Below are 25,577 nucleotides of genomic sequence, written 5' to 3' on the forward strand. Positions count from 1 at the left end.
GCGCTGTCGGTGTCGCCTCGTAGGGTGGGCCCATGACGGAACTGCCCGACCGGCGTCTGCTCCTGGTGCACGCGCACCCGGACGACGAGTCGATCAACAACGGCGCGACCATGGCCAGGTACGCGGCCGAGGGTGCCCGGGTGACCCTGGTCACCTGCACACTCGGCGAACACGGCGAGGTCATTCCCCCCGAGCTGCGCCACCTGACCGGAGCCGAGCTCGGCGAACACCGCCTGGCCGAGCTCACGGCCGCGATGCGCGAGCTCGGCGTCGAGGACTTCCGTCTCCTCGGCGGCAAGGGCCGCTTCGAGGACTCGGGGATGATGGGCATCGCCGACAACGACGACCCCGCGAGCCTGTGGCAGGCGGACGTCGACGAGGCGGCCCGGCAGCTCGTCGAGGTGATCCTGGAGGTACGCCCCCAGGTCCTCGTCACCTACGACCCCGACGGCGGCTACGGCCACCCCGACCACATCCAGGCCCACCGCGTCGCCATGCGCGGGGCCGAGCTGGCCGCGGACGCCGGGTGGCGGATCCCCAAGATCTACTGGAACCGCGTCCCGCGCACGGTCGCCGAGGAGGCCTTCGCCCGACTTCAGTCGGACCTGCCCGGATTGCCCTTCGCCAAGGCCGCCACCGTGGGCGACGTGCCGGGTGTAGTGGACGACGAGCGGATCACCACCGTGATCGACGGCACCGCCCACGCCCCCGCCAAGGCCGCCGCGATGCGGGCGCACGCCACGCAGATCGACGTGGCCGAGCCGTACTTCGCGCTCTCCAACGAACTCGCACAGCCCCTCTTTACGACCGAGTACTACGAGTTGGTGCGCGGGGAGCGGCCGGCGCGGACGGAGTCCGATCTGTTCGCCGGTGTCGCCGGTGTGGCCGTCGAGGAGGCGTCATGAGTTCGATGCTCGCCCAGCCGCTGAAGCGGCCCTCCGCCCCGCGGGTCCTCGCCCACCTCGGGCTCTTCGTGCTCGGCGCGGTCGTCGGCGTGGCCGGGGCGCTGGTGCAGCCCGCGTGGTTCCCGGGCGGCCTGCTGCTCGCACTCGCGGGCGAGGCCGGGCTCTGCCTGGGCGCCGCCCGCGCGATGGGCACCCGGGCCGCGGCTGTAGCGCCCGCCGGCGGCTGGACGATCACCGTCATCCTGCTCACCGCCAGCCGCCCCGAAGGCGACTTCGTCTTCGGCACAGGCGCCGCCTCCTACCTCTTCCTGCTCGGCGGCATGGCCGTGGCTGTGATCTGCGCCACCCTCGCGCCTGTGCGGCAACCGGGTGGCGACGCCGTCCGACTTGGCAATTGACGTACCACTTCGCCATGCCGCTCTCGTGCGAGTCCCGTGTGGGTTTCCAAGGCGGTCGTGGGATACGCGCCAGAAGTGGCCAGTATGGTGGTGCGCGCCGCCGAGCCGCCCGAAGCAGTGAGGTATGGGCGGCGGAGCCAACCGGGAGAACCTGCCTTGAGTCGTGAAACTGACACTCCGTCCTCCGGGCCCAACGGGCGCGGTGGAGCCGCATACCCCTCGGGCACGCCGCCGTACGGGACCCCCATGGCTTCCGACAGCGGTGCGGACGCGGGCCGTTCGGCCGCGCAGCCGGAGGAACGCAAGACCGAGACCACGCTGACGACGCGGATCCGGATCAATATCCCCGGATCCCGGCCCATTCCGCCGGTCGTCGTGCGCAAGCCCGTCGCGGACGCCGAGAGCTCCGGCACCGTCGATGGTGCGGACGCCGAGACGTCGAAGCCGGCCGCCGCCACCGCCATGTCCACGGGCACCGTCGAGCCCCCGGCCCAGCCCGCGGGGCAGGCGGAGGAGAAGACCAGCGACTGGTTCGCGCCCCGCAAGTCCTCGGGGGGCAAGGGCGGTCAGGGCGGCGCGTCCACCAACGGTGCAGGCCTGCCCGGCGGTTCGGGCCCCGGCACGAGCGGTCCCGCCGGCCCGGGCGCCGGTGCCGGGCGGCCCGGCGGGGTCGTCGGCTCGATGAGCGTGCCGGGCGGCTCGCGCCCCGGCGGTGCGAGCGGCTCCGGGCTCCCCGGTGCGACCGGCGGTCCCGTGGCTCCGGGGCACGGCGGCGGCACCGGTTCCTTCGACGTGACCGAGGCGCTGGCGGCGGGCCCGCTGGGAGGCGGCAACGGCGCGCGCCCCGGCGGCGAGGCGCGCCGCGACGACCTGCCCTACTTCGCGGAGAACGGCAGCGGCGGCCAGGACGGTCAGGGCCCCCCGAACGGCTATGGCGGCCAGGGCGGCCCGAACGGCCCGGGCGGATACGGCGCCCAGGGCGGGCCGGGCGGCTTCGACCCGTCCGCCGACTTCAACGCCCCGAACAGCTTCGACGGCTCCGGCGACTTCGGCGGCCCGAGCGACTTCAACGGCTCGAACGGCCGCGGCGGCCAGGGTGGCCCGCACGGCCCCGCGGGCCCGACGACCGGTCCGGTCACCGGCGACGGCCCTGCGGTGCCGCCGGTCACGGGCGGCGGCCCCGGCGGCCCCGGTGCTGCCGGTCTTCCCGGCGATCCGGGCGGTTCCGGTATTTCCGCCGGCCCGGGCGGCCCGGCTGGTGCCGGTATCTCCGCGGGCCCGGGTCGGCCCGGCGGGCCAAGTGGCCCCGGCAGTGGCCGTGGCGGCCCCTCCGGTCCCGGTGGTCCTCCCGGACCTGGGGGCCCGGGTGGTCCGAACGGCCCCGGCATCTCCGCCGGACCCGGTGGCCCCGGCGCCTCCCCGCACGCCCCGGGCCGCGGCCCCGGCGCCGGGATGAGCGACGACACCGCGATCCTCACCCCGCAGAAGCCGGCCCCCGAGCCCGGCCACCCGAACTACGGCGTCGCCGACAACGTCTCCGGCCACACCGTCACCAGCGGCATCCCGGTCGTCCCCGCCGGCGCCAAGAGCGGGCCGTTCGGGCCGGGCGGCGCCGACGCGCCCGGGCCGCACACGCCCCCGAAGCTGCCGGAACCCGCCGCTTCGCAGACTCAGGCGTCCCGCGCGCCCAAGAAGAAGGGCCGCAGCAAGCTGGCCCTGATCGGCGGCGGCGTGATCGTCCTCGCCGGTGGCGTCTACGGCGCCGGCCTGCTGATGGCCCACTCCGACGTGCCCAAGGGCACCACCGTGCTCGGCGTCGACATCGGCGGCGGCACGCGCGACGAGGCGCTGAAGAAGCTCAACGACGCCTTCGACAAGCAGGTCAACAAGCCGCTGAAGCTGTCGGTGGGCGGCAAGACCGTCACCCTGGAGCCGGACAAGGCCGGGCTGCAGTTCGACATGCAGCAGACGGTCAGCTCGGCCGCGACCAGTGACTACAACCCTGTCTCGGTCATCGGCTCCCTGTTCGGGAACCACCGGGTCGTCGACCCGGTCATGCCCACCGACGAGGAGAAGCTGCAGGCGGCCCTGCAGGACGTCTCCGGCGGTTCCGGCTCGGTGACCGAGGGCACGATCAAGTTCGAGTCCGGCAAGGCCGTCGCCGTCTACGGCAAGGCGGGCAAGGGCATCGACGTCGCCAAGTCCACCGCGGCGGTCCAGGAGGCCTACCGCACCCAGGTGGAGACGGGCGCGTCGTCCGCGGTGCAGGTCGCCACGACCACCCAGCAGCCGACGGTCACGAACGCCGAGGTCGACCGGTTCATGAAGGAGTTCGCCGAACCGGCGATGGCCAACAAGGTCACGATCCAGACGGACGCCGCGCACAGCATCCAGTTCGGCTCCCTTTCACTGCCGAAGATCCTCGGAGCCAAGGCCGTCGACGGCAAGCTCGTGGACACGTACGACCTCAAGGCGCTCAAGGCGGCGTACGGCGCCACCTTCGACGGCGTGCAGATCAACGGCGCGAGCGGCAAGCGCGACGTGCTTCCGGAGGATGTCGCCTCCGCCCTGCGCAAGGCGCTGCGCGCCAAGACGGCGGCGGAGCGCACCGTCACCATCGACACCAACCCGAGCTAGGCGCTCCGCTGTCAGGGCGGGCGTCATGTCGTCTTTCGGCTGCGGCGGCGTCGTGGCTGATCGCGCAGTTCCCAGCGCCCCTTGGGGCGTTGCCGAGCCGTCGTCCGACCCGCTCCCTGGCTGTCGTATGACATCTGTCATCCGGCAGCCAGGACGGCCGGCACTGCCGGGCTCCGGGGCCGCGCGGCCACTCTGGAGTGCATGACAACGACAGCGCTGAACACGGCGACCGCCGTGGTCGGATTCGACCAGGTGAGCAAGAGCTACGGGGACGTACGGGCCGTCGACGGCCTCACGCTCACGCTGCACCCGGGGGAGACCGTGGCCCTGCTGGGCCCGAACGGGGCCGGCAAGTCCACCACGCTCGATCTGCTGCTCGGCCTCAAGCGCCCCGACAGCGGCAGGGTCGGCGTCTTCGGCACCGACCCGCGCGAGGCGATCGTCGCCGGACGGGTGGGGGCCATGCTGCAGAGCGGCGGGCTGATGGGCGAGGTCACGGTCGCCGAGATGGTGCGGCTGGCCTGCGATCTGCATCCGCGGCCGTACCCCGTCTCCGACGTGCTCGCCCGCGCGGGCATCACACAGATCGCCGACCGCAAGGTCGACAAGCTCTCCGGCGGCCAGTCCCAGCGCGTCCGCTTCGCCCTCGCGACCGCGGGCGACAGCGACCTGATCGTCCTCGACGAGCCCACCACCGGCATGGACGTCACCACCCGCCAGGCCTTCTGGGCCACCATGCGCGAACAGGCCGACCAGGGCCGTACGGTCCTGTTCGCCACGCACTACCTGGAAGAGGCGGACGCGATCGCCGACCGGGTGCTGGTCCTGCACCGCGGCCGGCTGCTGGCCGACGGCACGGCGGCCGAGATCAAGGCGAAGGCCGGGGCGCGGCGGATCTCCTTCGACCTGACCGACAGTCCGGTCGACGAGGCCGCCCTGCGCGACCTGCCCTTCCTCACCACGCTCACGGTGTCCAACAGCGGCTCCGCCGCGGGGCCCGGCCGGACCGTCCGCATCCAGTCCTCCGACGCCGACGCGACCGTCCACGCCCTCTACGGACTCGGCCTCTACCCCCGCAACCTCGAAGTCGCCGGGCTCGGACTCGAGCAGGCGTTCGTCGCCATCACCACCGCCGAGGAGGCACGTACGTCATGAAGGCCCTGATCCGGCTGGAACTCACCCGCGCCCTGCGCAACCGCAAGTTCCTGTTCTTCTCGGTGCTCTACCCGTCGATGCTGTTCCTGCTGATCGCGGGCAGCGCCGACAGCACGACCGAGGTCGACGGCACCGGCCTGACCCTGCCGACGTACATGATGGTCTCGATGGCCTCCTTCGGCGCGCTGACGGCCGTCCTGATGGGCAACAGCGAGCGCATCGCCAAGGAGCGCGAGAGCGGCTGGGTGCGGCAGCTGCGGCTGACCACCCTGCCGGGCCGCGGGTATGTGCTGGCCAAGACCGCGAGCGCCGCCGTGGTGAGTCTGCCGTCGATCGTCGTCATCTTCGTCGTCGCCGCCGTCGTGAAGGACGTACGGCTGGACGCCTGGCAGTGGCTCGCGCTCACCGGTGCGATCTGGGCCGGGAGCCTGGTCTTCGCCGCGCTCGGTGTGGCGATCGGGTACTCCGCGACCGGTGACGCGGTACGCCCGATCACGATGATCATCTACTTCGGATTGTCCCTGCTCGGCGGCCTGTGGATGCCCACGACGACCTTCCCGCAGTGGCTCCAGGACATCGCCGCCTGGGTGCCCACGCACGCGTACGCTGCGCTGGGGCAGGCCATCGAGCAGAGCCAGGCCCCGCACGCGAAGGACCTCGTCGTCCTCGTCGTCTCCTTCGCCCTGTTCACGGGCGGCGCGGCCTGGCTGTACCGGAAGGACACGTTGAAGGCGTGAGCGGCACAGGCGTCGGGATCGGGCAGCGCCCCGAGAATCGCAGGCAACGGTTCATCAAGCTCCTGTGGACCGGCATCTGGCTGGTGTACCTGAGCGCGCCGGCCAACGACCTGCTGCACGGCGGTCACAGCACGGGCGTGCGGATCCTCGGCTGGATCGGTCTCGCCGCGTTCGTGACCTGGTACATGCTGCTGCTCTTCCGCACCGGCCGGGGCGAGCGCAACAGCGTCGTGCTCGCCTCGCTCGGCGTCCTCGCCGCCCAGTCCACGGTCCTCGCACTGACCCTGGGGCGGGAGTGGCTGGTGATGTTCGTGTACGTCTCCATCGCGTCCGGCGCGGCCCTGCCGCTGCGCATGGCGCGCTGGACGATCCCGGCCGCGTCCGCGCTGATGACCGTGATCGCCTTCGCGACACCAGGTGGCAAGGCCTTCCTGGCCGGGCTGCTGATCCCGGCCCTGCTGGGCGGCTTCGCCATGACCGGCGTACGCGAACTGATCCGCACGACCGTCGCGCTGCGCGAGGCCCGCGCCACCGTCGCCCAACTGGCCGCCAACGAGGAGAGACTGCGTCTGGCCCGGGACCTGCACGACCTGCTGGGCCACTCCCTCTCCCTGATCACCATCAAGAGCGAACTCGCGGGCCGTATGCTCCCCGGCCACCCCGACAAGGCCGCCCGGCAGGTCGCCGACATCGAGCAGGTCAGCCGTCAGGCCCTGGTCGACGTGCGCGAGGCGGTCTCGGGCTACCGCCGCCCACGCCTCGCGGCGGAACTGGCGGGCGCCAGGGTCGCCCTGACGGCAGCCGGGGTGACGGCCGAACTCCCGGCCGAGCCCGACCTCGCGGGCGTCCCCGAGGACAGCGAGACGGCCCTCGCCTGGGCCCTGCGCGAGGCGGTCACCAACGTCGTACGGCACAGCGGCGCCCAGCGCTGCACGGTCGAGATCCTGCGCCGCCAGACCCTCGACGGCCCCGTCCTCGAACTCTCCGTCGAGGACGACGGCTCCGGCGACCAGGGCAACGGCCCCGGCCACGGCCTGACCGGCCTGACGGAACGCCTGGAGAAGGCGGGCGGCACCCTGGAGGCGGGCGGTACCCGGCAGGGCTTCCGCCTGATCGCCCGCGTCCCGGCCGCCGCGATCTCGGCGGACGTAGGATCCGGTTCATGAGCCGCACGATCAAGGTCCTCCTCGCCGAGGACCAGTCGATGGTCCGCGAGGCCCTGGCCGCCCTGCTCGGCCTGGAGGAGGACATCGAGGTCGTCGCCCAGGTGGCCCGCGGTGACGAGGTCCTGGCGGCGGCCCGCGACCACGACGCGGACGTGGCGCTCCTGGACATCGAGATGCCGGGCGCGACGGGCATCGAGGCGGCGGCACTGCTGCACAAGGAGCTGCCGGCCGTGAAGCTGGTCGTCCTCACGACCTTCGGCCGCCCCGGCTACCTCCGCAGCGCGATGGAGTCCGGCGCCGACGCCTTCCTGGTCAAGGACGCCCCCGCGGCCCAACTGGCCGAGGCGATACGCAAGGTCCTGGCAGGCGAACGGGTCATCGACCCAACCCTGGCGGCGGCGGCCCTGGCGGAGGGCGCCAACCCCTTGACCGACCGCGAGCGAGAGGTCCTCCGAGCAGCGGAGGACGGCTCCACGAACGCCGAACTGGCGGCGTCCCTGCACTTGTCCCAGGGCACGGTCCGCAACTACCTCTCGACGGCCATCCAGAAACTGGCGGTACGCAACAGGGCGGAGGCGGTACGGATCGCGAGGGAGAAGGGCTGGCTGTAGATCGCCGAGCAGGGCAGCGCCTCAAAGGGCGCGGCTCAGTTGAGCAACGCCCGAGCCGCCCGAGCCTGCCCCCGCACCTGCTCCGCCGCCCCCTCGTCCACCGCACCGATCAACTCCGCGTACTCCTCCAACTCCACGGCCCCCTCGACGAAGTCCCCCCGCTGCACCAGCAACTGCGCCCGCTCGAACCGCAGCCGGGCCGGGTGCGACGGCAGCAGCAGCGACAGCTCCACCGCCCACAGCGCCACATCCGACCGCTCGGGTCGAGTCGCCGCCCAGGCCCGAACGTTGTTCAGTATCCGCAGCACCACATCCAGCGGATCGGCCGGCGACAGCATCGACGGATCCAGCGGCGCCCCCGTGGCCCCCGCCACCAGCAGCTCCGCATCGCCCCCCGTCAACACCCGCCCCCCGTCGAACGGATCGGCGAGCACCTGCTCATCGGTCGGCCCGAACCCCACGACGAAGTGCCCGGGCAGCGCGACCCCGTAGACCGGGGCCCCCGCCCGTCGGGCCACCTCCATCCACACCACCGACAACAGGATGGGCAGCCCACGCCGCCGCCGAAGCACCTCGTGCAGCAACGACGACTCCAGCCGCTGATAGTCCGCGGCCGAGCCACGAAGCCCGTACCGCTCCCCGAGCAGCTCCCGCAGGGCCGCGGCCCACGCCGTCGGCCCGCCCGGCCGGAACGGCAGCTGTCCGGCCAGAGCGTCCAGCTCCACCTGCACGGAATCCATCCCGGCCTCGTCCAGCGCCCCGTCCGCCTCGGCTCCCACCAGCAGACACAGCATGGACAGATCGGGCCGCTCGGACCGCGCCTCTTCGGCGAAACGCCGCCGCAGCTCGGCGGAGCGTTCGGGCGGTGGAGGGTAGGGGGGACGCATAGCTGGCTCGTGCCCTTTCGCGGCGATCGGTACCACTGCTCACGGAGATCGATAGTGGTGGTAGGCATGATGCGCGGCGAACCCCATCCCGGCGTACATTTCCTGGGCGCCCACGTTCTCCGCCTCGACCTGCAGCCACGCCGCCGACGCCCCCTCGGCGAGGGCCTGCCGGGCCAGCGCGGCCATCACCCGGGTGGCCAGCCCCTGCCGGCGCAGCGCCGGATCGACCTCCACGGCGGCGAACCCGGCCCACCGCCCGTCCACGACACAGCGCCCGATCGCGGCAGGCGCACCACCCTCCGCACTCGGGACCGTCGCGAACCACACCGACGGGCCGCTCCCCAGCACCTTCAGCGCCACCTCGCTCACCCCCTTGCGCTGATACCGCGCAAGCCAAGCCTCGTCCGCCTGCCGGGCCACCACCACTCCGGCGCCCTCGTCCCGGTCGGCGACAGGCGCGAGCGCCCCGATCCACATCTCGGCAGACACCTCCCGCGCCCACCCGAGCCGCTCCAGCTCCGCGCACAGCAGCTCCTGCGTGCCCTCGGCCCCGGTCGCGGTCTGGACGTAGGCGGGGAGCCCACGGTCGCCGTACCAGCGCCGTACGACGTCCAGCGCGGCCGGCAGCGGTATGCCGGGGTCGCCGAGCGGCAGCACCGAGTTGGCCCGCCGGGTGAACCCGGACGCGGCGCGCAGCTCCCACTCGCCGAGCCGCTCGCTCTCGACGGGCCGCCACGCGCGCGAGGCGACCTGCGCGAGTTCCTCGTACGAGGCGGCGGGCCCCCGGCGCCGCGCGGGAGCGGCGGGCACCACCTTCCCCGCGACCAGCGACGATTCCGCGATGCGGACGGTCTCGCCACTCTTCCGTGTGATCAGCAGCACACCGTCGTCCCATGATGCGAGAACACCCACCGTGTCGGTGAACTTCTCACCCCCGGCCGCAGGATCGTTCAGGCGGCGTACCGAGACCCGTTTGCCCACGTCAGCAGCGGTGATACGGACCTCAAGGCGTCCCGTCGCTGAGATTTCCACAGGTCAGTTCACCCCTCCTGTTCGGATCATGCCCAAGAACGGAGATACTAGGGGCGGGCATCGACGACGCCGCGCTCCCGCGCGCCAGGCGGCGGAGCCTGAGGAGGCCCGCCAGCGCCCTATCGAGGAGGAACGACAGCGTGACCTACGTCATCGCGCAGCCTTGTGTCGACGTCAAGGACAAGGCGTGCATCGAGGAGTGCCCGGTCGACTGCATCTACGAGGGCCAGCGGTCCTTGTACATCCACCCGGACGAATGCGTCGACTGTGGTGCCTGTGAGCCGGTATGCCCGGTCGAGGCGATCTTCTACGAGGACGACACTCCGGAGGAGTGGAAGGACTACTACAAGGCGAACGTCGAGTTCTTCGACGAGCTCGGCTCCCCCGGCGGCGCCAGCAAGCTGGGTCTGATCGAGCGCGACCACCCGTTCGTCGCCGCGCTCCCGCCGCAGGCCGAGTAATCCTCACCGGCGACCCGCACAGCGTGCCGCCTCGGTCCCGCACGGCCTGATCGCCCCGATCGCCGTACGGGACCGAGGCGTTGCCGTATCCGCTGTACCAGAAAGTGAGCGAGATCCCGTGTCCGCAGTCTCCGACCGCCTTCCGGCCTTCCCCTGGGACAAGCTGGAGCCGTACAAGAAGACGGCCGCCGCGCACCCGGACGGCATCGTCGACCTGTCCGTCGGCACGCCGGTCGACCCGGTCCCCGAGCTGATCCAGAAGGCTCTGATCGACGCGGCGGACTCCCCGGGCTATCCGACGGTCTGGGGCACCCCGGCACTGCGTGACGCGATCACGGGCTGGGTGGAGCGCCGCCTGGGCGCCCGTGAGGTCACCCACCGGCACGTCCTGCCGATCGTCGGCTCCAAGGAACTGGTCGCCTGGCTCCCCACCCAGCTGGGCCTCGGCCCCGGCGACAGGGTCGCCTACCCGCGCCTCGCCTACCCGACGTACGAGGTCGGCGCCCGCCTAGCCCGCGCCGACCACGAGGTCTACGACGACCCGACCGAGCTGGACCCGGCCGGTCTGAAGCTCCTGTGGCTGAACTCCCCGTCGAACCCCACGGGCAAGGTCCTGTCCAAGGACGAGCTCACCCGGATCGTGGCGTGGGCCCGCTCGCACGGCATCCTGATCTTCTCCGACGAGTGCTACCTGGAGCTGGGCTGGGAGGCCGACCCGGTCTCGGTCCTGCACCCGGACGTGAACGGCGGCTCGTACGACGGCATCGTCGCGGTCCACAGTCTCTCCAAGCGCTCGAACCTGGCCGGCTACCGCGCCGCGTTCCTGGCCGGCGACCCCGCGGTCCTGTCTCCCCTCCTGCAGATCCGCAAGCACGGCGGCATGATGACGTCGGCCCCGACCCAGGCGGCGGCCGTCGCGGCTCTCGGCGACGACGAACACGTCCGTCTCCAGCGCGACCGCTACGCCGCCCGCCGCACGGCCCTGCGCGAGGCCCTGCTCCGCCACGGCTTCCGCATCGAGCACAGCGAGGCCAGCCTCTACCTCTGGGCCACCAAGGACGAGTCCTGCTGGACGACCGTCTCCACTCTGGCCGACCTGGGCATCCTCGTGGCCCCGGGCGACTTCTACGGCGAGGCGGGCGCCCACCACGTCCGAGTTGCCTTCACGGCAACGGACGAACGCGTGAGGGCAGCGGTCCAGCGCCTGACGTAACCACGGCTGCCGCACCGCTGCTACCACTGTGCCGGGTGCCGTGCGATCACGCCCCGGCCCGGGCGGCCGTATCGACATACCGTCGCGGGCACGCAAAAGCCGACGGGGCCCAGGGAAGCTCCCTGAACCCCGTCGGCTCAAGCCGGACGCAAGCCGACCGTCAGCCGAGCGGAAGCCCCTGCACCGGCAGCGAACCGGTCGCCGGCACGCCACTCCCAGCCGCGTCACCGAGGACGGTCCCGACCGACCCGGCGACACCACCCGCGGTCTCCTGCGCCGCGGGCGTCGCCTTCTTCGTGACCTTGCTGCCGGCCTTGGTGGCCGTCGGCACCGCCTTCTTCGCGGTCTTGCCGCCGGTCTTGGTCACCTTGCCACTGGCCTTCGTCGCGGTCGGCAGCGCGTTGTCGACCGCGTTGTCGACCGCGCCACCCGCGAGCCCGGTGGCGTTCGCGGCCGCGCCGTCGACGACGCTCGCGCCGTCCAGGGCGGTCAGCCCGCCGACCTTGGAGGCGTCGGGCAGTTCGGGGGCCGCGCTGGCGGAGCCGGCCGCACCGACCCCGGCAGCCGCTCCCGCAGCGACGAGCAGCGCGGCACGGGCGATCCGGCGGGTCAGGGGGAGGGACATGATGCTCCTTCGACGGTTATGTCGGATGAGAACGATGAAGTGTCCGACCACGCCCGGCAGTTGACCGACTGGCTGTTGATCTCCGGGCTCGGACGCAGTGACTACCGCTCGAAGCCCGCGAAGGTTGCGGCGGCGCAACGTAAAGAGTTGGCAATGCGTCGCATTATCGCCTGCGGATAAATCGGGGCAAAACTTATGCTGCCCGAAACCCTGCCGAATCCTTACAGCCCTTGATTCTCAAGGCCTTTGACGGATGCGAGGGTGTCCGCGCGGAAACCTGCCCACACCACCGCCGACCGACACCTCGGGTGACCCTCGGGAGTGATCGGCCGAACGCCTGCGCGTAGCAGTCGGCGTGTACTGGTCGGCGGCCGGCTACGGCATGGTCGTGATCCGGACCGAGTCCAGCCCGCTTTGCTGCGCCCCCGACGCGTCCTGCCCCGTGAGCGGACGCCACCGGCTGTCGGTGTTCCCGGCGGTCCACTCCCGCCCGGCGTACGACACCTGCTTGATGTGCAGTTCGGAGGCGTTGGCCACGGCCCAGTGGGCCAACTGCCAGCCGCGCTCGCGGACCCCGCGTCCGGCGCCGGAACCCCCGTCGGCGGTCACGGGCAGCACGACGGTCTGCCCGTCGCTTCCGGACGCGGTCGCGGCGGGCGTGGGTGTGGCGTCCTTGGCGCCGACCTCGGCCGAGGCCGGCTGGAGGGCGTCCCGCCCGAAGTCCCGTACGAGCGCGGCCCGCACGGCGTCCGGGCCCGTGGCTCGCGCGACGCCTGGGCGCCCCTCGCAGGTCAGCGTGGCCGCCGAACGCCCGGTGAGGGCGGCCGCGAGCAGCGTCGCGTCCGGCTCGTGCTTGGCGTACGCGTCCGGGAAGCCGCTGCGCTGGACGTGCTGCGCGGCCACGGTGAGCGGCATCTCCATGTACCCGCGGACCTTGACCAGGTGCTGGTAGAACATGCCCGACGAGTAGATCGGGTCCATGATCTCCTCCTCGGTGCCCCAGCCCATCGAGGGCCGCTGCTGGAACAGGCCCAGCGAGTCGCGGTCGCCGTGGGTGATGTTGCGCAGGGCCGACTCCTGCAGGGCGGTCGCGAGGGCGATCGTCACGGCCCGCTCGGGCAGCCCGCGGCCGGTGCCGACGGCGGCGATCGTCGCCGCGTTCACCGCCTGCTCCGGCGTGAACTCGTACCTCGCCCCGTCACCGTCGCCGGAGGCGACCGCGCAGCCCGGTTCACCCGTGCCGCCGGTGACGTACTGCACCGCGAGATAGCCCGCGACGGCGAGCAGGACCAGGAAGGCCGCCCCGCGACGCAGGAGGCGGCCACGACGTGTGGAGGAGGGGGACGGCTCTGGCACGCCCTACAAGGTAGCTGAGGTTACCGAGGGGTATGGGGCGAGTGAGGAAAGTGGGCGGACGGCCCGACGGTCCGGCGCGTTAGGGTCGGCACCATGGCCGACACCTCCCTTGACCTCACGCAGGACGCCGCGAAGCTCACCGCGCAGCTCGTCGACTTCCCTTCCGTCAGCGGCACGGAACAGCCCCTCGCGGACGCGATCGAGGCCGCCCTGCGCGCGCTGCCGCATCTGACGGTCGACCGGTACGGCAACAACGTCGTGGCGCGGACCAACCTGGGTCGGCCGGAGCGCGTGATCCTCGCCGGCCACATCGACACGGTGCCGATCGCGGACAACGTCCCCTCGCGGCTCGACGAGGACGGCGTCCTGTGGGGCTGCGGCACCTGCGACATGAAGTCGGGCGTCGCCGTCCAGCTCCGCATCGCCGAGACGGTCCTGGCCCCCAACCGCGACCTGACCTTCGTCTTCTACGACAACGAAGAGGTCACCGCGGACCTCAACGGCCTCAAGCACGTGTCCGAGGCCCGCCCGGAGTGGCTGGAGGGCGACTTCGCGGTCCTGCTGGAGCCGTCGGACGGCGAGGTCGAGGGCGGCTGCCAGGGCACGCTCAGGGTGCTCCTCAAGACGAAGGGCGAGCGCGCCCACTCCGCGCGCAGCTGGATGGGCTCGAACGCGATCCACGCGGCGGCCCCGATCCTGGCGCGCCTGGCGTCGTACGAACCCCGTTACCCCCTGATCGACGGCCTGGAGTACCGAGAGGGCCTGAACGCGGTCGGCATCTCGGGCGGTGTGGCGGGCAATGTCATCCCGGACGAATGCGTCGTGACCGTCAACTTCCGCTACGCCCCCGACCGCACCGAGGAGGAGGCCATCGCGCACGTCCGCGAGGTCTTCGCCGACTGCGGGGTCGAGGAGTTCGTTGTGGACGACCACAGCGGCGGCGCGCTCCCCGGCCTCTCCCACCCCGCGGCAGCGGCGTTCATGGCCGCGGTCGGCGGCACCGCGCGCCCCAAGTACGGCTGGACGGACGTCTCCCGTTTCTCCTCCCTCGGCATCCCGGCGGTCAACTACGGCCCCGGCAACCCGCACTTGGCGCACAAGCGGGACGAACGGGTGGAGACGGCGAAGATCCTGGCGGGGGAGGAGCGGCTGAGGGCGTGGCTCACGGCGTAGGAGCCGGGGTGGACGAGGGGTGAGCGCGCGCCTGGGGATCGCCGGAACGGCGCTTCATGGCGGACACGCACACGTCCCCCGTCCGTAACCCGCGTGGATCTACGCTGAGTGGAAAGACCTGCAACATCTGCACGACCTGCAAGTCCGCAGGCCCCGCAGCGGAGGGAGCGTACATGGCTACAGGCAACCCCGAGGGGAAGAAGCAGCCACCGTCGGAGCAGCGTCTGGGACCGGTGATCCGCAGGCGGGATCAGGTGACGGCGAGCACGACCGACCAGCGCCTGCTGGATGCGGGCGGGCCCTCCGACTGGGTCCACACGGACCCCTGGCGAGTCCTGCGCATCCAGTCGGAGTTCATCGAGGGCTTCGGCACCCTCGCCGAACTCCCGCCCGCCATCAGCGTGTTCGGCTCCGCCCGCACACCGGTCGACTCTCCCGAGTACGACGCCGGAGTCCGCCTCGGCCGGGGCCTGGTCGAAGCCGGCTTCGCGGTGATCACCGGCGGTGGACCCGGTGCCATGGAAGCGGCGAACAAGGGTGCCTGCGAGGCGAAGGGCGTCTCGGTCGGCCTCGGCATCGAGCTCCCCTTCGAGCAGGGGCTCAACCCCTACGTCGACATCGGCCTGAACTTCCGGTACTTCTTCGTCCGCAAGATGATGTTCGTCAAGTACGCCCAGGGCTTCGTGGTCCTCCCCGGCGGCCTCGGGACCCTCGACGAACTCTTCGAGGCCCTCACCCTCGTCCAGACCCAGAAGGTCACCCGCTTCCCGATCGTCCTCTTCGGCACCGAGTACTGGGGCGGCCTGGTCGACTGGCTGAAGAACACCCTGGTGGCCCAGGGCAAGGCCTCGGAAAAGGACCTGCTTCTGTTCCACGTCACGGACGACGTGGACGAGGCGGTGGCCCTGGTCTCGAAGGAGGCGGGGCGCTAGCGCCGGGCTTGAGCCGTTGTCCCGGGCGCGTGCGAGTGGGTGGGCAAGGGGCCTTTGCCCACCCACCACCTGTCTCGGTCTCTCGATAGGCGGGACTTGAGGGGTAGGGGGCGGGGCGAAAAACGCTACGCCAGCCCCCGCCGCGCCACCGCCGGAGCCCGCCACCCCGCGATCGACGCCACCATCTCCAACACCTGCCGAGTCTCCGCCACCTCATGCACGCGATACACCTGCGCCCCCAACCACGCCGACACCGCAGTGGTGGCCAACGTCCCCACCACCCGCTCCTTCACCGGCCTGTCCAGCGTCTCCCCGACAAAGTCCTTGTTGGACAGCGACACCAGCACGGGCCACCCCGTCTCCACCATCTCCCCGAGCCGCCGAGTCGCCTCAAGACTGTGCCGCGTGCTCTTCCCGAAGTCGTGCCCCGGATCGATCAGGATCGACTCCCGCGGAACCCCCAGCGCCAACGCCCGCTCGGCCAGCCCCACGGTCACCCGCAGGATGTCGGCCATGACGTCGTCGTACGTCACCCGATGCGGCCGAGTACGAGGCTCCGCACCCCCGGCATGCGTACACACCAGCCCCACCCCGTACCGAGCGGCGACCTCTGCCAGCCCGGGATCCACGCCACCCCACGCGTCGTTCAGCAGGTCCGCCCCCGCCTCGCACGCCGCCGCCCCGACGGAGGCCCGCCAGGTGTCCACGCTGATCACGACATCCGGAAAGCGCCGCCGCACCTCGGCCACGAACCCGACCGTCCGCCGCGCCTCCTCCTCGGCCGTCACCTCTTCGCCGGGCCCGGCCTTGACCCCACCGATGTCGATGATGGCCGCCCCCTCCGCCACGGCCTGCTCCACGCGCGCGAGGGCCGGCTCGTCGCGGAACGTCGCCCCTTGGTCGTAGAAGGAGTCCGGGGTCCGGTTCACGATCGCCATGATCACCGGCTCGTGCGTGTCGAACTCACGCCTGCCCAGCCTGAGCATCCCCTGTGACCTCTCCTTGTGTGTCCTGGTACGTACCGCCCTTTGGGCCGCCTGCGACCCTAACTGTCAGAGTCGCATGGCACGATCGGACACTGACACACTCGACCGCTCGCATAAACCGACCGTGGGGGCCGCAGCGATGGTTATGTTCTTGTTCCTGGTCGTCGCGCTGGCCGTCGTGGTCGCCGCGGTGACACTCGCCGTGGTGGGCGGCGGCGAGAGCGACGGCCCGCTGCCCGAGGCGGCGCCCGAGCGCCTGCAGGATCTGCTGCCGCTGGACCGCCCGGTCGACCGCGCGGACATCGAGACCCTCCGCTTCCCGCTCGCCGCACGCGGCTACCGCATGGCCGATGTCGACGACGCCCTCAGCCGCCTCGGTGCCGAGCTGGCCGAGCGCGACGCCCGCATCGCCGACCTGGAGTCCGCGCTGTCCGGCGCGCGGGCCTCGGCCGGTCAGGTGTCGATGGACAAGCCCGCCCAGGAGGATCAGCAGTGAGCGACGGCACGGCCCTCGCCGGCCCGGACGGCGCCCTGCGCTGCCCCTGGGCCCTGTCCACCCCGGACTACGTGACCTATCACGACGAGGAGTGGGGCCGCCCGGTCCACGGCGACGACGCCCTCTACGAACGCCTCAGCCTGGAGGCCTTCCAGTCGGGTCTGTCCTGGATCACGATCCTGCGCCGCCGCGAGGGTTTCCGAGCCGCCTTCGCGGGCTTCGAGATCGCCAAGGTCGCCACCTTCACGGACATCGACAAGGACCGCCTCCTCACCGACGCGGGCATCATCCGCAACCGGGCGAAGATCGACGCGACCGTCGCCAACGCCCGCGTCCTGGCCGACTGGGCCCCCGGCGACCTGGACGCCCTGATCTGGTCCCACGCCCCGGACCCGACCACGCGCCCGGCCCCGAAGACCCTCGCGGACGTCCCAGCGGTCACCCCGGAGTCGACGGCCCTGTCCAAGGCCCTCAAGAAACAGGGCTTGCGCTTCGTGGGCCCGACGACGGCATACGCCTTGATGCAGGCATGCGGCCTGGTCGACGACCACCTGGAAGCATGCGTCGCCAGGAGCGCCCCCTGAAGGGGGCCCACGGTCACCGGCCCAAGTACTTGGGCTTCTCCTTGTTCACAAAGGCCTGCACCGCAATCGCGTGATCCTCCGAAGACCCCGCCCGCGTCTGCAGCTCGTCCTCCTTCTCCAGGGTCTCCTCAAGCGAGTGCGACAGCCCGAACGCCACCGCCTCCTTGATCGCCCCATAAGCAACCGTCGGCCCCTCGGCGAGCGCCCGCGCAACCTTCTCGGCCTCGGCCCGCAGCTCAGCAGCGGGCACCAGCCGGTTCGCGATCCCCAGCTCGTACGCCTCCTGAGCCTTGATGTTGCGCGGGAAGAGCAGCAGGTCGGCCGCGCGGCCCGGTCCGACGACCCGCGGCAGCGTCCACGAGATCCCGGAGTCCGCGGTCAGCGCGACCCCGGCGAAGGACGTGTTGAAGGCCGCCGTGTCCGCCACCACCCGATAGTCCGCAGCGAGCGCGAAGCCGAAGCCGGCCCCGGCAGCGACGCCGTTCACCCCGGCCACCACCGGCTTCGACATCCCGGCCAGCGCCCGCACGACCGGGTTGTAGTGCTCCCGCACGGTGCTCATCGTCTGCCCCGATCCGGTCTCCCGGTCCGCCACCAGCAGCCCGATGTGCTCCTTGAGGTCCTGCCCCACGCAGAACGCCCGGTCCCCGGCCGCGGTCAGCAGCACGGCGCGTACGGCGTCGTCGCCCGCGGCAGCCTGGACCGCGTCCCGCAGGGCGACCTTGGTCGCGATGTTCAGCGCGTTCATCGCCTCGGGGCGGTTCAGCGTGATCGTCGCGAGCCCGTCGCTCACCTCGTAGAGCACGGTGTCGGCCATGGCGTATCCCCTCCGGTGTGGCGGCTCGGGCGTACTCGTCGGTACGCACCTGTCTGAAGGACAGCATGGCGGAGATCACCGACAACGGCCCCGACCGGACGTGTGACCTGCGTCAAAGAATTCGTGTCCGGTTCCGTTCGGCCGAAGCGCGTGCGGCGGAGCAGTATCGCAGTCACATCGCCGAATTGAGTGGTTTTGCTCGCGCGCGTTGCCCAAGCGATGCCGACTGATGTTGGTCATCGGGTCCTGAGATGCGGGATAATGGCTTGGAAGCAATGTGTTCGATGCCGGTGTCGCGTGTCCCATACCTGACGCGCGTGCCCTCCATGGGGCCGTCGGCTTTGACGATGAGCTGGTTTCAGGAAGGGGAACGAGCATGGCGGCCATGAAGCCGCGGACGGGCGATGGCCCGCTCGAGGTGACCAAGGAGGGGCGGGGCATCGTCATGCGCGTTCCGCTCGAAGGCGGCGGTCGGCTCGTCGTCGAGCTGACCCCGGACGAGGCCGACGCGCTCGGCGATGCCCTCAAGAAGGTCGTCGGCTGACGCGGCAGCGGACCCTACCCTTTCGGCGACCCCGGCATCGCACATGGTGCCGGGGTCGCTGCTTTCCCCGGTACGTCTTGCGATTGTCTGCGGCTCGTCTGCCAGTCTTCCCGGTAGGTCCGTGGCTATTCCCAGCAGGAACATGGCCTGCGTGGCGGGCGCTCAGACGGTCAGCGCTTGACCGCGCACAGCAGCCCGTCGCCCACCGGCAGCAGTGACGGCACCAGCTCCTGGCTCTCGCGCACAGCGCGCAGCAGTTCCCGGATCCGTATGACCTCGGTGGGCTGCGGGCCCGAGTCGACCGTGCGGCCGTTGGCGAACACGCCCTCGAACACGACGAGGCCGCCCGAACGCAGCAGGCGCAACGATTCAGCGAGATAGTCGAGGAACTCCAGCCGGTCGCCGTCACAGAAGACGAGGTCGTAACCGGCGTCGGCGAGGCGGGGCAGGACGTCCAGGGCGCGGCCCGGGATGAAGCGGGCGCGGTTGCTGGCGAAGCCCGCGGCCCGGAAGGCCTGGCGGGCGAACTGCTGGTGCTCGGGCTCGGGGTCGACCGTGGTCAGCACGCCGTCCGGGCGCATACCGTGCAGGAGGTGGATTCCGGAGACGCCGGTACCGGTGCCGATCTCCGCGACCGCCTTGGCGTCCACGGTGGCGGCGAGCATCCGCAGCGCGGCACCCGTGCCGGGCGACACCGAGCGCAGCCCCGCCTCACGGGCCCGGTCACGGGCCCAGCGCAGGAAGTCGTCCTCGGCGACGTAGGCGTCGGCGAACGCCCAGCTCGTCTGCCGGTTGCCGGTAATGACCCTCTCCTGTCCCCGTGGTTGCCTGGGCGTGACTGTATCCGTTGCGGCCGGGAACCCGCAGATGGGACCGCGCGTTTAGAGGGGTGGGAAGACGAGCGGGGGGACACAGTTGGATCACGACGACGAGCAGGGCCGAGAGCAAGTGCTGACGCAGGCGCACCAGCCGTGTCAGCCCAGATCAAATTCTCGTAAAACCGCTTATCCGGAGCTAACGGGCGAGGTGGCTATGGTAGGGGCTCCACTGGACACCACCAGAGCCGATAGGGGAGGTGCGGCTGCGCCTGTGGATCGGGGAGGAGTGCTCCGGCGCTTTCTCGGATCGGCGGGTAGGCCGAAATCCGTGAACGACACCGCTGACCACAGCCACGCCGACGACTACGCCCAGACCGCGACCTTTTCCACCGACGCGGACGGGCAGGCGTGGACTCCGCCCACCTGGGAGGAGATCGTCAGCACGCACAGCGGCCGCGTCTACCGTCTGGCGTACCGCCTCACCGGCAACCAGCACGACGCCGAGGACCTGACGCAGGAGGTCTTCGTCCGCGTCTTCCGCTCCCTGTCGACGTACACGCCGGGCACCTTCGAGGGCTGGCTGCACCGCATCACCACCAACCTCTTCCTTGACATGGTCCGTCGCAAGCAGCGCATCCGCTTCGACGCGCTGGGCGACGACGCCGCCGAGCGGCTGCCCAGCAAGGAGCCCACGCCCCAGCAGGTCTTCAACGACGCGCACTTCGACGCCGACGTCCAGCAGGCCCTCGACACGCTCGCGCCCGAGTTCCGCGCCGCGGTCGTCCTGTGCGACATCGAAGGACTGTCGTACGAGGAGATCGCCGCGACCCTCGGCGTCAAGCTCGGCACCGTCCGCTCCCGTATCCACCGCGGCCGTTCCCAGCTGCGCAAGGCCCTCGCGCACCGTTCGCCGGAGGCGCGCGCCGAGCGCCGCTCCTTCGTGCCGCGCGTGCCTGCACTGGGGGGAGGGGGCGCGACCGCGTGAGTGGCACCCGACCCAACCCCGCCGAACGGCTCCTCGCCGAGCAGCACCTTGGCGACCGACTCTCCGCGCTCGTCGACGGAGAGCTCGGTCATGAGACGCGCGAGCGCGTCCTGGCCCACCTGGCGACCTGCGCCAGGTGCAAGTCGGAGGCCGACGCCCAGCGCCGACTGAAGAACGTCTTCGCGGAAGCGGCCCCGCCGCCTCCCTCCGAGAGTTTCCTGGCCCGTCTTCAGGGCCTCCCCGGGGGAGGTGACCTGGACGGCGGCGGCTCGCCGCTGGGCGGGGGAGGATTCGGCGGACTGTCCGGACGCCCGGGCGCCGGGGCCTTCGGAGTGAAGCGGGAGGACCGCTTCGAGTTCGGATACGTCCCGTCGCGTTCGCACGCCGTCCCGGCGCTCCCCGCCTCCGACCGCGGCTTCCGCACCCACCCCGTGGGCCGTCATGACGCCGATCGTGCGTCCTCCCGTATGCGGTTCGCGTTGGTCGCGGCGGGCGCGGTGTCGCTGGCGGCCATCTCGCTGGGCGGCGTCACGACCAGCGCGCCGACCGACGCGGAAGCGCGCGGCGGCTCGGGGACCGGCAGCAATGTCACGCCGACGCGGACCCAGGGCGCGGGCGCCACGACGGCACCGGAGAACCAGCGTCGCCGTGCCGTGGGCCCCCTCCTCGCGCAGGGTCAGGGTGCACAGATGCCCGACACCCCGGTGGCCCCGACCGAGGTGGCGGCCCCCCTTCTGCCCGGCATGCCGGCCCGGCCCGCCGACGTGGACATACACACCCTCGCCGCGCCCGTGGTGGCCGGCGCGGCCGCCATGTCCCCGCTGATACGCCCGCTCAGTGCGACCCCGCCGCTCGCCCTGGCCTCGTGGGCCACGACCGCAGCGATCACGGCGGCCCCCGACCTGCTCACCGCACCCCTCCCCGACGCGACTTCATCCCCCTCCGCCCCTCCGGCCACCGGCCGCTGACCCGGCCTCTGCGCAGCGGCCCACGAACCTGGTTGAATCCAGGGTGGGCCGCGCGCCGTGCCTTTGGGCCGGGCGCGGAGTGGATGGACTGCGGCCGCCGTTGACGCCGCGTGCCGGATGGGGGGTAGCACGAGGTCGCCGGTTTCCTGGGGGGAACCTGAGTGCGACAGCGCAGAGTCGAGTAGGCATTCGGGCGCCGGGACGTCCCGGTGGCGGCCTGCCGGGAAGCCAGGGATCGCATGCAGCCGCTGCCGTTGGCGCGGCACCGTTCGGGCGGGGTTCCTTGGAAAGCCGGCATTCGGGCTGCGGGGTGGCGACCGATCGGCTGAGGCTGCCCAGCCGGACGCCGGCCGTGTCCGTTCGGATGCGGCCAGGAGCGGAGCGGCCTACTCGAGCATCGGGTCAGCAGTGAGCAGGAAGCAGAGCATGAACGAGGGGAAGCCCGCGAAGGCGAAGTGGTGGAACCGACCTCGACCGCAGGGGCCTTCGGCCGAGCCGGCGGGGGCGGCTCCGACGCCGGACGACTCGGGCGAGCCGACGACACCGGCCGGGGCTGCTGGAGACGCCGGTGCGCGGGGCCACGGTGCCGAGACCGACGGGGACTTCGAGCTGGCGCGGCCTGCGATGAGCGACGGTCGTGGTGGGACTTCGGCCGAGGGCGACTTCGAGCTGGCGCGGCCGGTGGTGGGAGCAGCCGGCGACGGGGCCTCGACCGAGGGGGACTTCGAGCTTCCGCCTGCGGTGAGCGACAGTGGCGATGACGGGACTTCCGCCGACACGGACTTCGTACTGGCCCGGCCGGTTGCGCGCGCGCACGGCGACGGTGACGGCGACGCGGCCTCGGGCGAGGGGGACTTCGAGCTGGCACGGCCGACTGGTGCACCCGTGTCGGTCCCGGAGGCAGACGTGACAGTCACGGCAGTCGGAGCCGCTGACGACGCCGAGCGCCCCAAGCCCCTGCACGACCCCGACCCCTACAGCACCCCGCCCTACGGCGAGCCCGGCCCCTGGGCGCCCGCTCCGCCGGTCCAGCACCCGGCGACCACGCCGGCGCACGGGACGGCCGTACCGACCCCGCCGGCGCACGGCGTGCCGACGCCCGCGCCCGGTGCACCCGCCCCGACGGTCGGCACCGAGGCCGCAGTGCACACCGCGCCCGCGCCACCGGTACCCTCGCCCCCGTCCGCCGCCGACCCCACCCCCGCTCCGCCCCCGGCCCGCAGTGCCACCGTCACGGCGCCGCCCCTTGGGATCCCCACCCAGACACCACCTCCGGCGCCCGGCACAGCCCCTCAGGCCACCCCCCCCCCGGCGGCCCCGGCGGCGGACGCCCCACCCCCCGCCAACCCCTGGCAGAACTACGACCCCTGGTCCCGCACCACCCCCCACGCCACCGCCCCCCTCCAGCAGAACGGCACCGCAGGCGTCACCGGTGAACCGGGCCGCAGGCGCGGAAGGAAGGCGCTCCTCGTCGGTGCCCTGTTGCTCGCGCTCGTGTCCGGTGGGGTCGGTGGTGCCGTGGGGGCGTATCTGGAGCGCAACGGGGGTGTGGGGGACGTGGAGCTGCCGCAGGCCGGCAGCGAGTCCGCCGGGCGGGCGCCGGACAGTGTCGCCGGGATCGCCGCGCGTGCCCTGCCGAGTGTCGTGACGCTGCATGTGAGCGGCAGCGAGGAGCAGGGCACCGGCACCGGGTTCGTGCTCGACGACCGCGGTCACATCCTCACCAACAACCATGTCGTCGAACCCGCGGGCGACGACGGCGAGATATCCGTGACCTTCCACAGCGGGGACATCGCCAAGGCCACCGTCGTCGGCCGCGACGGCGGCTACGACCTCGCCGTCGTCAAGGTCACCGGCGTCAGCGGCCTCGCACCCCTGCCGCTCGGCAACTCCGACAACGTCGAGGTCGGCGACCCGGTCGTCGCCATCGGCGCCCCGTTCGACCTGGCGGGCACGGTCACCTCCGGCATCGTCAGCGCCAAGGAGCGGCCGATCACGGCCGGCGGTGAGAGCGGCGACGGGAGCGACGTGTCGTACGTCGACGCGTTGCAGACCGACGCGCCCATCAACCCCGGCAACTCCGGCGGCCCTCTCCTCGACGCCCAGGGCCGTGTCGTCGGCATCAACTCCGCGATCCGTTCCGCCGACAGCGGCTCCGACCTCGACGGCGGCCAGGCCGGCTCCATCGGCCTCGGCTTCGCCATCCCGGTCAACCAGGCAAAGCGCGTCGCCGAGGAGCTGATCAACACGGGCCGGGCGACCCACCCCGTCATCGGGGTCACCCTCGACATGGACTACACCGGCGACGGAGCCCGCGTCGGCGCCAAGGGCAGCGACGGAGGTCCCGCGGTCACCGGCGGCGGCCCCGGCGCCAAGGCCGGCATCAAGTCGGGCGACGTCATCACCGAGGTCAACGGCCAGCGTGTCCACTCCGGTGAGGAACTCATCGTCAGGACCCGCGCCCACCGCCCCGGCGACCGGCTGGAACTGACCTTGGAGCGTGGCGGAAAAGAGATCTCGATCTCGCTGACGCTGGGCTCGTCGAGCGGAGGCTGAGCGGGGCCGAGACTCACAGAAACCTCACAGCGTGACCCGTGTCACCACCCACACGGGTCCTGATAAGGCAAACAACCCGGAAAACCGCACGCCCACCCGCATTCGGAGGCCTCGGGACAGTACCGGTCGTAGCGGATCGCCGGGTACCGTGGAGCCGACCGAGGACATCGCAAGGAGCTTCAGGTGTTCAATGACATAGGACCGCTCGAGCTGGTGACGCTCATTGTCCTCGCCGTGCTCGTCTTCGGTCCGGACAAGCTCCCGAAGCTCATCCAGGACGCCACGCGGACGATTCGCAAGATCCGCGAGTTCTCGGAGAGCGCCAAGCAGGACATCCGGCAGGAACTGGGCCCGGAGTTCAAGGACTTCGAATTCGAGGACCTCAACCCCAAGACGTTCATCCGCAAGCAGCTGGACAACGACGAGCTGGGGTTGAAGGAGATCCGCAACGGCTTCGACCTGAAGAAGGAAATGGCCGAGGTCACCGACGCCGTCCACGGCCGTGACGCGGAATCGTCCTCGTCGTCGTCCGCCTCGGGGACCTCGGGTTCCGCGGGTGGCGCGATCGACATGACGAAGAAGCCCGAGAACCCCCGCGACGAGCGCCCGCCCTACGACGCGGACGCCACCTGACCCGTACGGACACGCGGGCGGGACACCGCTCGTACGTGATGCTTCTCATACTCCGCTCGGGTCGTGCACGGCCTGAACCCGCCCTCTGTGCGCCCCACGCGCCGGGCGGTTTCACTGCTGTTCGGAGCGGTGTGGCTATGCTGCCGAGTTGTTGTGCGGACCGGACGAGTACGCCCGAAGGGGGGCGGGCCGGGCTGGTCCGGCGAGAACGAGGAGGCGTCCGGGCACATGGAGACGACGAGTCAGACGACGAGTCGGGCAGTCGCGCAGGCGGCCGCGGAGAGCGGACAGCAGGTCCCCTCCACCCGGCGCACGGTCGACGGCTACCTGTTGGCGCCCTTCCCGTGGTACGGCCTCGATGAGGCCTTCACAGGACCGCGCTGGCTGATGCAGGTCGGCATGGCGGCCGACGGGTCCGTGGAACACGGATCGATCGGACACGGCGAAGAGCCCTCCGTACGGAACGAGGCGACGGAGGACCGGGAGAAGTTCGCGGTGGTTGTGACCGTCGCGGCGAACCCGTCCCGGCGCAGCGCCGACGGTACGGGGCTGCTGGAGGCCACGTCGGTGTCCTCGGCGGCGTGGCTCGCGGGGGTGGGGCTGCTGTCCTTCACCTGGCCGGGCCAGATGGACCACTCGCTGCGCGACAACTGGCTGGAGCAGCAGACGGAGACGGCATGGGCCCTCGCGGACGACCTCGAGGGTTCGGACTGGTCGACGCTGTCCCTGCCGGTGGACGGGGTGCCCACGCCCTTCCACTACCGGGAGTCCGAGTTCGGCTGGGTGCTGGCCGGCTCCACTCAGGAGGGCGTGCACGTGGGGGCGTACGGGCGCGGCATGAGCGCGTACGGGTTGGGCTTCGCCATGATCAAGGACATCTCGGCGTACGCCTAGGCCTCGGC

At 71.7% G+C, this 25,577-nt stretch carries 27 protein-coding genes; 20 read left to right on the top strand and 7 right to left on the bottom strand.

Annotated features, from left to right (window positions below; all coding sequences use genetic code 11):
* Positions 1–32 precede the first annotated feature (32 nt).
* The 7 genes from mshB to AB5J55_RS27675 all read left to right on the top strand — a co-directional run bounded on the left by mshB (position 33) and on the right by AB5J55_RS27675 (position 7,609).
* Positions 33–905: an N-acetyl-1-D-myo-inositol-2-amino-2-deoxy-alpha-D-glucopyranoside deacetylase gene (gene mshB / locus AB5J55_RS27645; RefSeq protein ID WP_369273222.1), complete on the top strand. Its 873-nt coding sequence runs from the start codon at positions 33–35 to the stop codon at positions 903–905.
* Entirely contained in the window at positions 902–1,303 is a 402-nt protein-coding gene (locus AB5J55_RS27650) for a DUF6113 family protein (protein WP_369273223.1), read from the top strand. Before mshB ends, AB5J55_RS27650 begins: the two co-directional genes overlap by 4 nt.
* Positions 1,304–1,549: 246 nt before the next feature.
* Positions 1,550–3,940: a hypothetical protein gene (locus AB5J55_RS27655; RefSeq protein WP_369273224.1), complete on the top strand. Its 2,391-nt coding sequence runs from the start codon at positions 1,550–1,552 to the stop codon at positions 3,938–3,940.
* 201 nt (positions 3,941–4,141) lie between these two features.
* A complete protein-coding gene (locus AB5J55_RS27660) occupies positions 4,142–5,095 on the top strand; it encodes an ABC transporter ATP-binding protein (protein WP_369273225.1) in 954 nt (317 codons plus the stop codon).
* Positions 5,092–5,832: an ABC transporter permease gene (locus AB5J55_RS27665; RefSeq protein WP_369273226.1), complete on the top strand. Its 741-nt coding sequence runs from the start codon at positions 5,092–5,094 to the stop codon at positions 5,830–5,832. Before AB5J55_RS27660 ends, AB5J55_RS27665 begins: the two co-directional genes overlap by 4 nt.
* Entirely contained in the window at positions 5,829–6,998 is a 1,170-nt protein-coding gene (locus AB5J55_RS27670; protein ID WP_369273227.1) for a sensor histidine kinase, read from the top strand. Before AB5J55_RS27665 ends, AB5J55_RS27670 begins: the two co-directional genes overlap by 4 nt.
* Positions 6,995–7,609 carry a response regulator transcription factor gene (locus tag AB5J55_RS27675; RefSeq protein ID WP_369273228.1) on the top strand — a complete coding sequence of 205 codons (615 nt, stop codon included), beginning with the start codon at positions 6,995–6,997 and terminating at the stop codon, positions 7,607–7,609. The genes AB5J55_RS27670 and AB5J55_RS27675 overlap by 4 nt, the downstream gene beginning before the upstream one ends.
* Positions 7,610–7,644: 35 nt before the next feature.
* Here AB5J55_RS27675 and AB5J55_RS27680 read toward each other — a convergent pair whose 3' ends face one another.
* Both AB5J55_RS27680 and AB5J55_RS27685 read right to left on the bottom strand, forming a co-directional pair.
* Positions 7,645–8,496: a tetratricopeptide repeat protein gene (locus AB5J55_RS27680; protein WP_369273229.1), complete on the bottom strand. Its 852-nt coding sequence runs from the start codon at positions 8,494–8,496 to the stop codon at positions 7,645–7,647.
* A gap of 39 nt (positions 8,497–8,535) precedes the next feature.
* A complete protein-coding gene (locus AB5J55_RS27685; RefSeq protein WP_369273230.1) occupies positions 8,536–9,528 on the bottom strand; it encodes a GNAT family N-acetyltransferase in 993 nt (330 codons plus the stop codon).
* A 140-nt stretch (positions 9,529–9,668) separates the two neighbouring features.
* On the opposite strand from AB5J55_RS27685, the gene fdxA reads away from it, so the two are divergent.
* Together fdxA and AB5J55_RS27695 are read left to right on the top strand one after the other, a co-directional pair.
* A complete protein-coding gene (gene fdxA / locus AB5J55_RS27690; protein WP_007495984.1) occupies positions 9,669–9,989 on the top strand; it encodes a ferredoxin in 321 nt (106 codons plus the stop codon).
* 118 nt (positions 9,990–10,107) lie between these two features.
* A complete protein-coding gene (locus tag AB5J55_RS27695) occupies positions 10,108–11,202 on the top strand; it encodes a bifunctional succinyldiaminopimelate transaminase/glutamate-prephenate aminotransferase (protein ID WP_369273231.1) in 1,095 nt (364 codons plus the stop codon).
* Positions 11,203–11,362: 160 nt separating this feature from the next.
* Here AB5J55_RS27695 and AB5J55_RS27700 read toward each other — a convergent pair whose 3' ends face one another.
* Together AB5J55_RS27700 and AB5J55_RS27705 are read right to left on the bottom strand one after the other, a co-directional pair.
* Positions 11,363–11,827, bottom strand: coding sequence for an ATP-binding protein (locus AB5J55_RS27700; protein WP_369273232.1), 465 nt, complete (start codon positions 11,825–11,827; stop codon positions 11,363–11,365).
* A 375-nt stretch (positions 11,828–12,202) separates the two neighbouring features.
* Positions 12,203–13,183 (bottom strand): heavy metal transporter, encoded by a 981-nt coding sequence (locus tag AB5J55_RS27705; protein WP_369273233.1) that lies wholly within the window; start codon positions 13,181–13,183, stop codon positions 12,203–12,205.
* Between the two features lie 93 nt (positions 13,184–13,276).
* On the opposite strand from AB5J55_RS27705, the gene dapE reads away from it, so the two are divergent.
* Positions 13,277–14,356 (top strand): succinyl-diaminopimelate desuccinylase, encoded by a 1,080-nt coding sequence (gene dapE / locus AB5J55_RS27710; protein ID WP_369273234.1) that lies wholly within the window; start codon positions 13,277–13,279, stop codon positions 14,354–14,356.
* 173 nt (positions 14,357–14,529) lie between these two features.
* Positions 14,530–15,288, top strand: coding sequence for a TIGR00730 family Rossman fold protein (locus tag AB5J55_RS27715; protein ID WP_369273235.1), 759 nt, complete (start codon positions 14,530–14,532; stop codon positions 15,286–15,288).
* Positions 15,289–15,413: 125 nt separating this feature from the next.
* Here AB5J55_RS27715 and folP read toward each other — a convergent pair whose 3' ends face one another.
* A complete protein-coding gene (gene folP, locus AB5J55_RS27720) occupies positions 15,414–16,274 on the bottom strand; it encodes a dihydropteroate synthase (protein ID WP_369273236.1) in 861 nt (286 codons plus the stop codon).
* A 145-nt stretch (positions 16,275–16,419) separates the two neighbouring features.
* Between folP and AB5J55_RS27725 the strand changes: the two genes are divergently transcribed.
* Together AB5J55_RS27725 and AB5J55_RS27730 are read left to right on the top strand one after the other, a co-directional pair.
* Positions 16,420–16,770, top strand: coding sequence for a DivIVA domain-containing protein (locus tag AB5J55_RS27725; protein ID WP_369276319.1), 351 nt, complete (start codon positions 16,420–16,422; stop codon positions 16,768–16,770).
* Positions 16,767–17,354 (top strand): DNA-3-methyladenine glycosylase I, encoded by a 588-nt coding sequence (locus tag AB5J55_RS27730; RefSeq protein WP_369273237.1) that lies wholly within the window; start codon positions 16,767–16,769, stop codon positions 17,352–17,354. Before AB5J55_RS27725 ends, AB5J55_RS27730 begins: the two co-directional genes overlap by 4 nt.
* 13 nt (positions 17,355–17,367) lie before the next feature.
* Here AB5J55_RS27730 and AB5J55_RS27735 read toward each other — a convergent pair whose 3' ends face one another.
* Positions 17,368–18,171, bottom strand: coding sequence for an enoyl-CoA hydratase/isomerase family protein (locus AB5J55_RS27735; protein WP_369273238.1), 804 nt, complete (start codon positions 18,169–18,171; stop codon positions 17,368–17,370).
* A 65-nt stretch (positions 18,172–18,236) separates the two neighbouring features.
* Here AB5J55_RS27735 and AB5J55_RS27740 point away from each other — a divergent pair, with 65 nt between their 5' ends.
* Both AB5J55_RS27740 and AB5J55_RS27745 read left to right on the top strand, forming a co-directional pair.
* Positions 18,237–18,401 carry a hypothetical protein gene (locus tag AB5J55_RS27740; protein ID WP_369273239.1) on the top strand — a complete coding sequence of 55 codons (165 nt, stop codon included), beginning with the start codon at positions 18,237–18,239 and terminating at the stop codon, positions 18,399–18,401.
* 146 nt (positions 18,402–18,547) lie between these two features.
* Positions 18,548–18,715: a DUF3117 domain-containing protein gene (locus tag AB5J55_RS27745; protein WP_003966491.1), complete on the top strand. Its 168-nt coding sequence runs from the start codon at positions 18,548–18,550 to the stop codon at positions 18,713–18,715.
* 170 nt (positions 18,716–18,885) lie between these two features.
* Here the strand turns inward: AB5J55_RS27745 and AB5J55_RS27750 are convergent, their stop codons facing one another.
* Complete coding sequence (locus tag AB5J55_RS27750) at positions 18,886–19,584, bottom strand: O-methyltransferase (RefSeq protein ID WP_369276320.1); 699 nt, start codon at positions 19,582–19,584, stop codon at positions 18,886–18,888.
* Between the two features lie 235 nt (positions 19,585–19,819).
* On the opposite strand from AB5J55_RS27750, the gene sigE reads away from it, so the two are divergent.
* The 5 genes from sigE to AB5J55_RS27775 all read left to right on the top strand — a co-directional run bounded on the left by sigE (position 19,820) and on the right by AB5J55_RS27775 (position 25,569).
* The gene (gene sigE, locus AB5J55_RS27755) at positions 19,820–20,518 is read left to right on the top strand and encodes an RNA polymerase sigma factor SigE (RefSeq protein ID WP_369273240.1); all 699 of its coding nucleotides are present in this window, start codon (positions 19,820–19,822) and stop codon (positions 20,516–20,518) included.
* Positions 20,515–21,486 (top strand): anti-sigma factor, encoded by a 972-nt coding sequence (locus AB5J55_RS27760; RefSeq protein ID WP_369273241.1) that lies wholly within the window; start codon positions 20,515–20,517, stop codon positions 21,484–21,486. The genes sigE and AB5J55_RS27760 overlap by 4 nt, the downstream gene beginning before the upstream one ends.
* Positions 21,487–21,912: 426 nt before the next feature.
* Positions 21,913–24,042 carry a trypsin-like peptidase domain-containing protein gene (locus AB5J55_RS27765; protein WP_369273242.1) on the top strand — a complete coding sequence of 710 codons (2,130 nt, stop codon included), beginning with the start codon at positions 21,913–21,915 and terminating at the stop codon, positions 24,040–24,042.
* A 183-nt stretch (positions 24,043–24,225) separates the two neighbouring features.
* Complete coding sequence (locus tag AB5J55_RS27770; RefSeq protein ID WP_369273243.1) at positions 24,226–24,675, top strand: sec-independent translocase; 450 nt, start codon at positions 24,226–24,228, stop codon at positions 24,673–24,675.
* A gap of 228 nt (positions 24,676–24,903) precedes the next feature.
* Positions 24,904–25,569: a hypothetical protein gene (locus AB5J55_RS27775; protein ID WP_369273244.1), complete on the top strand. Its 666-nt coding sequence runs from the start codon at positions 24,904–24,906 to the stop codon at positions 25,567–25,569.
* Positions 25,570–25,577: the final 8 nt, after the last annotated feature.

Origin of the sequence: Streptomyces sp. R11 (genome assembly GCF_041051905.1) — a bacterium.
GTDB lineage: Bacteria > Actinomycetota > Actinomycetes > Streptomycetales > Streptomycetaceae > Streptomyces.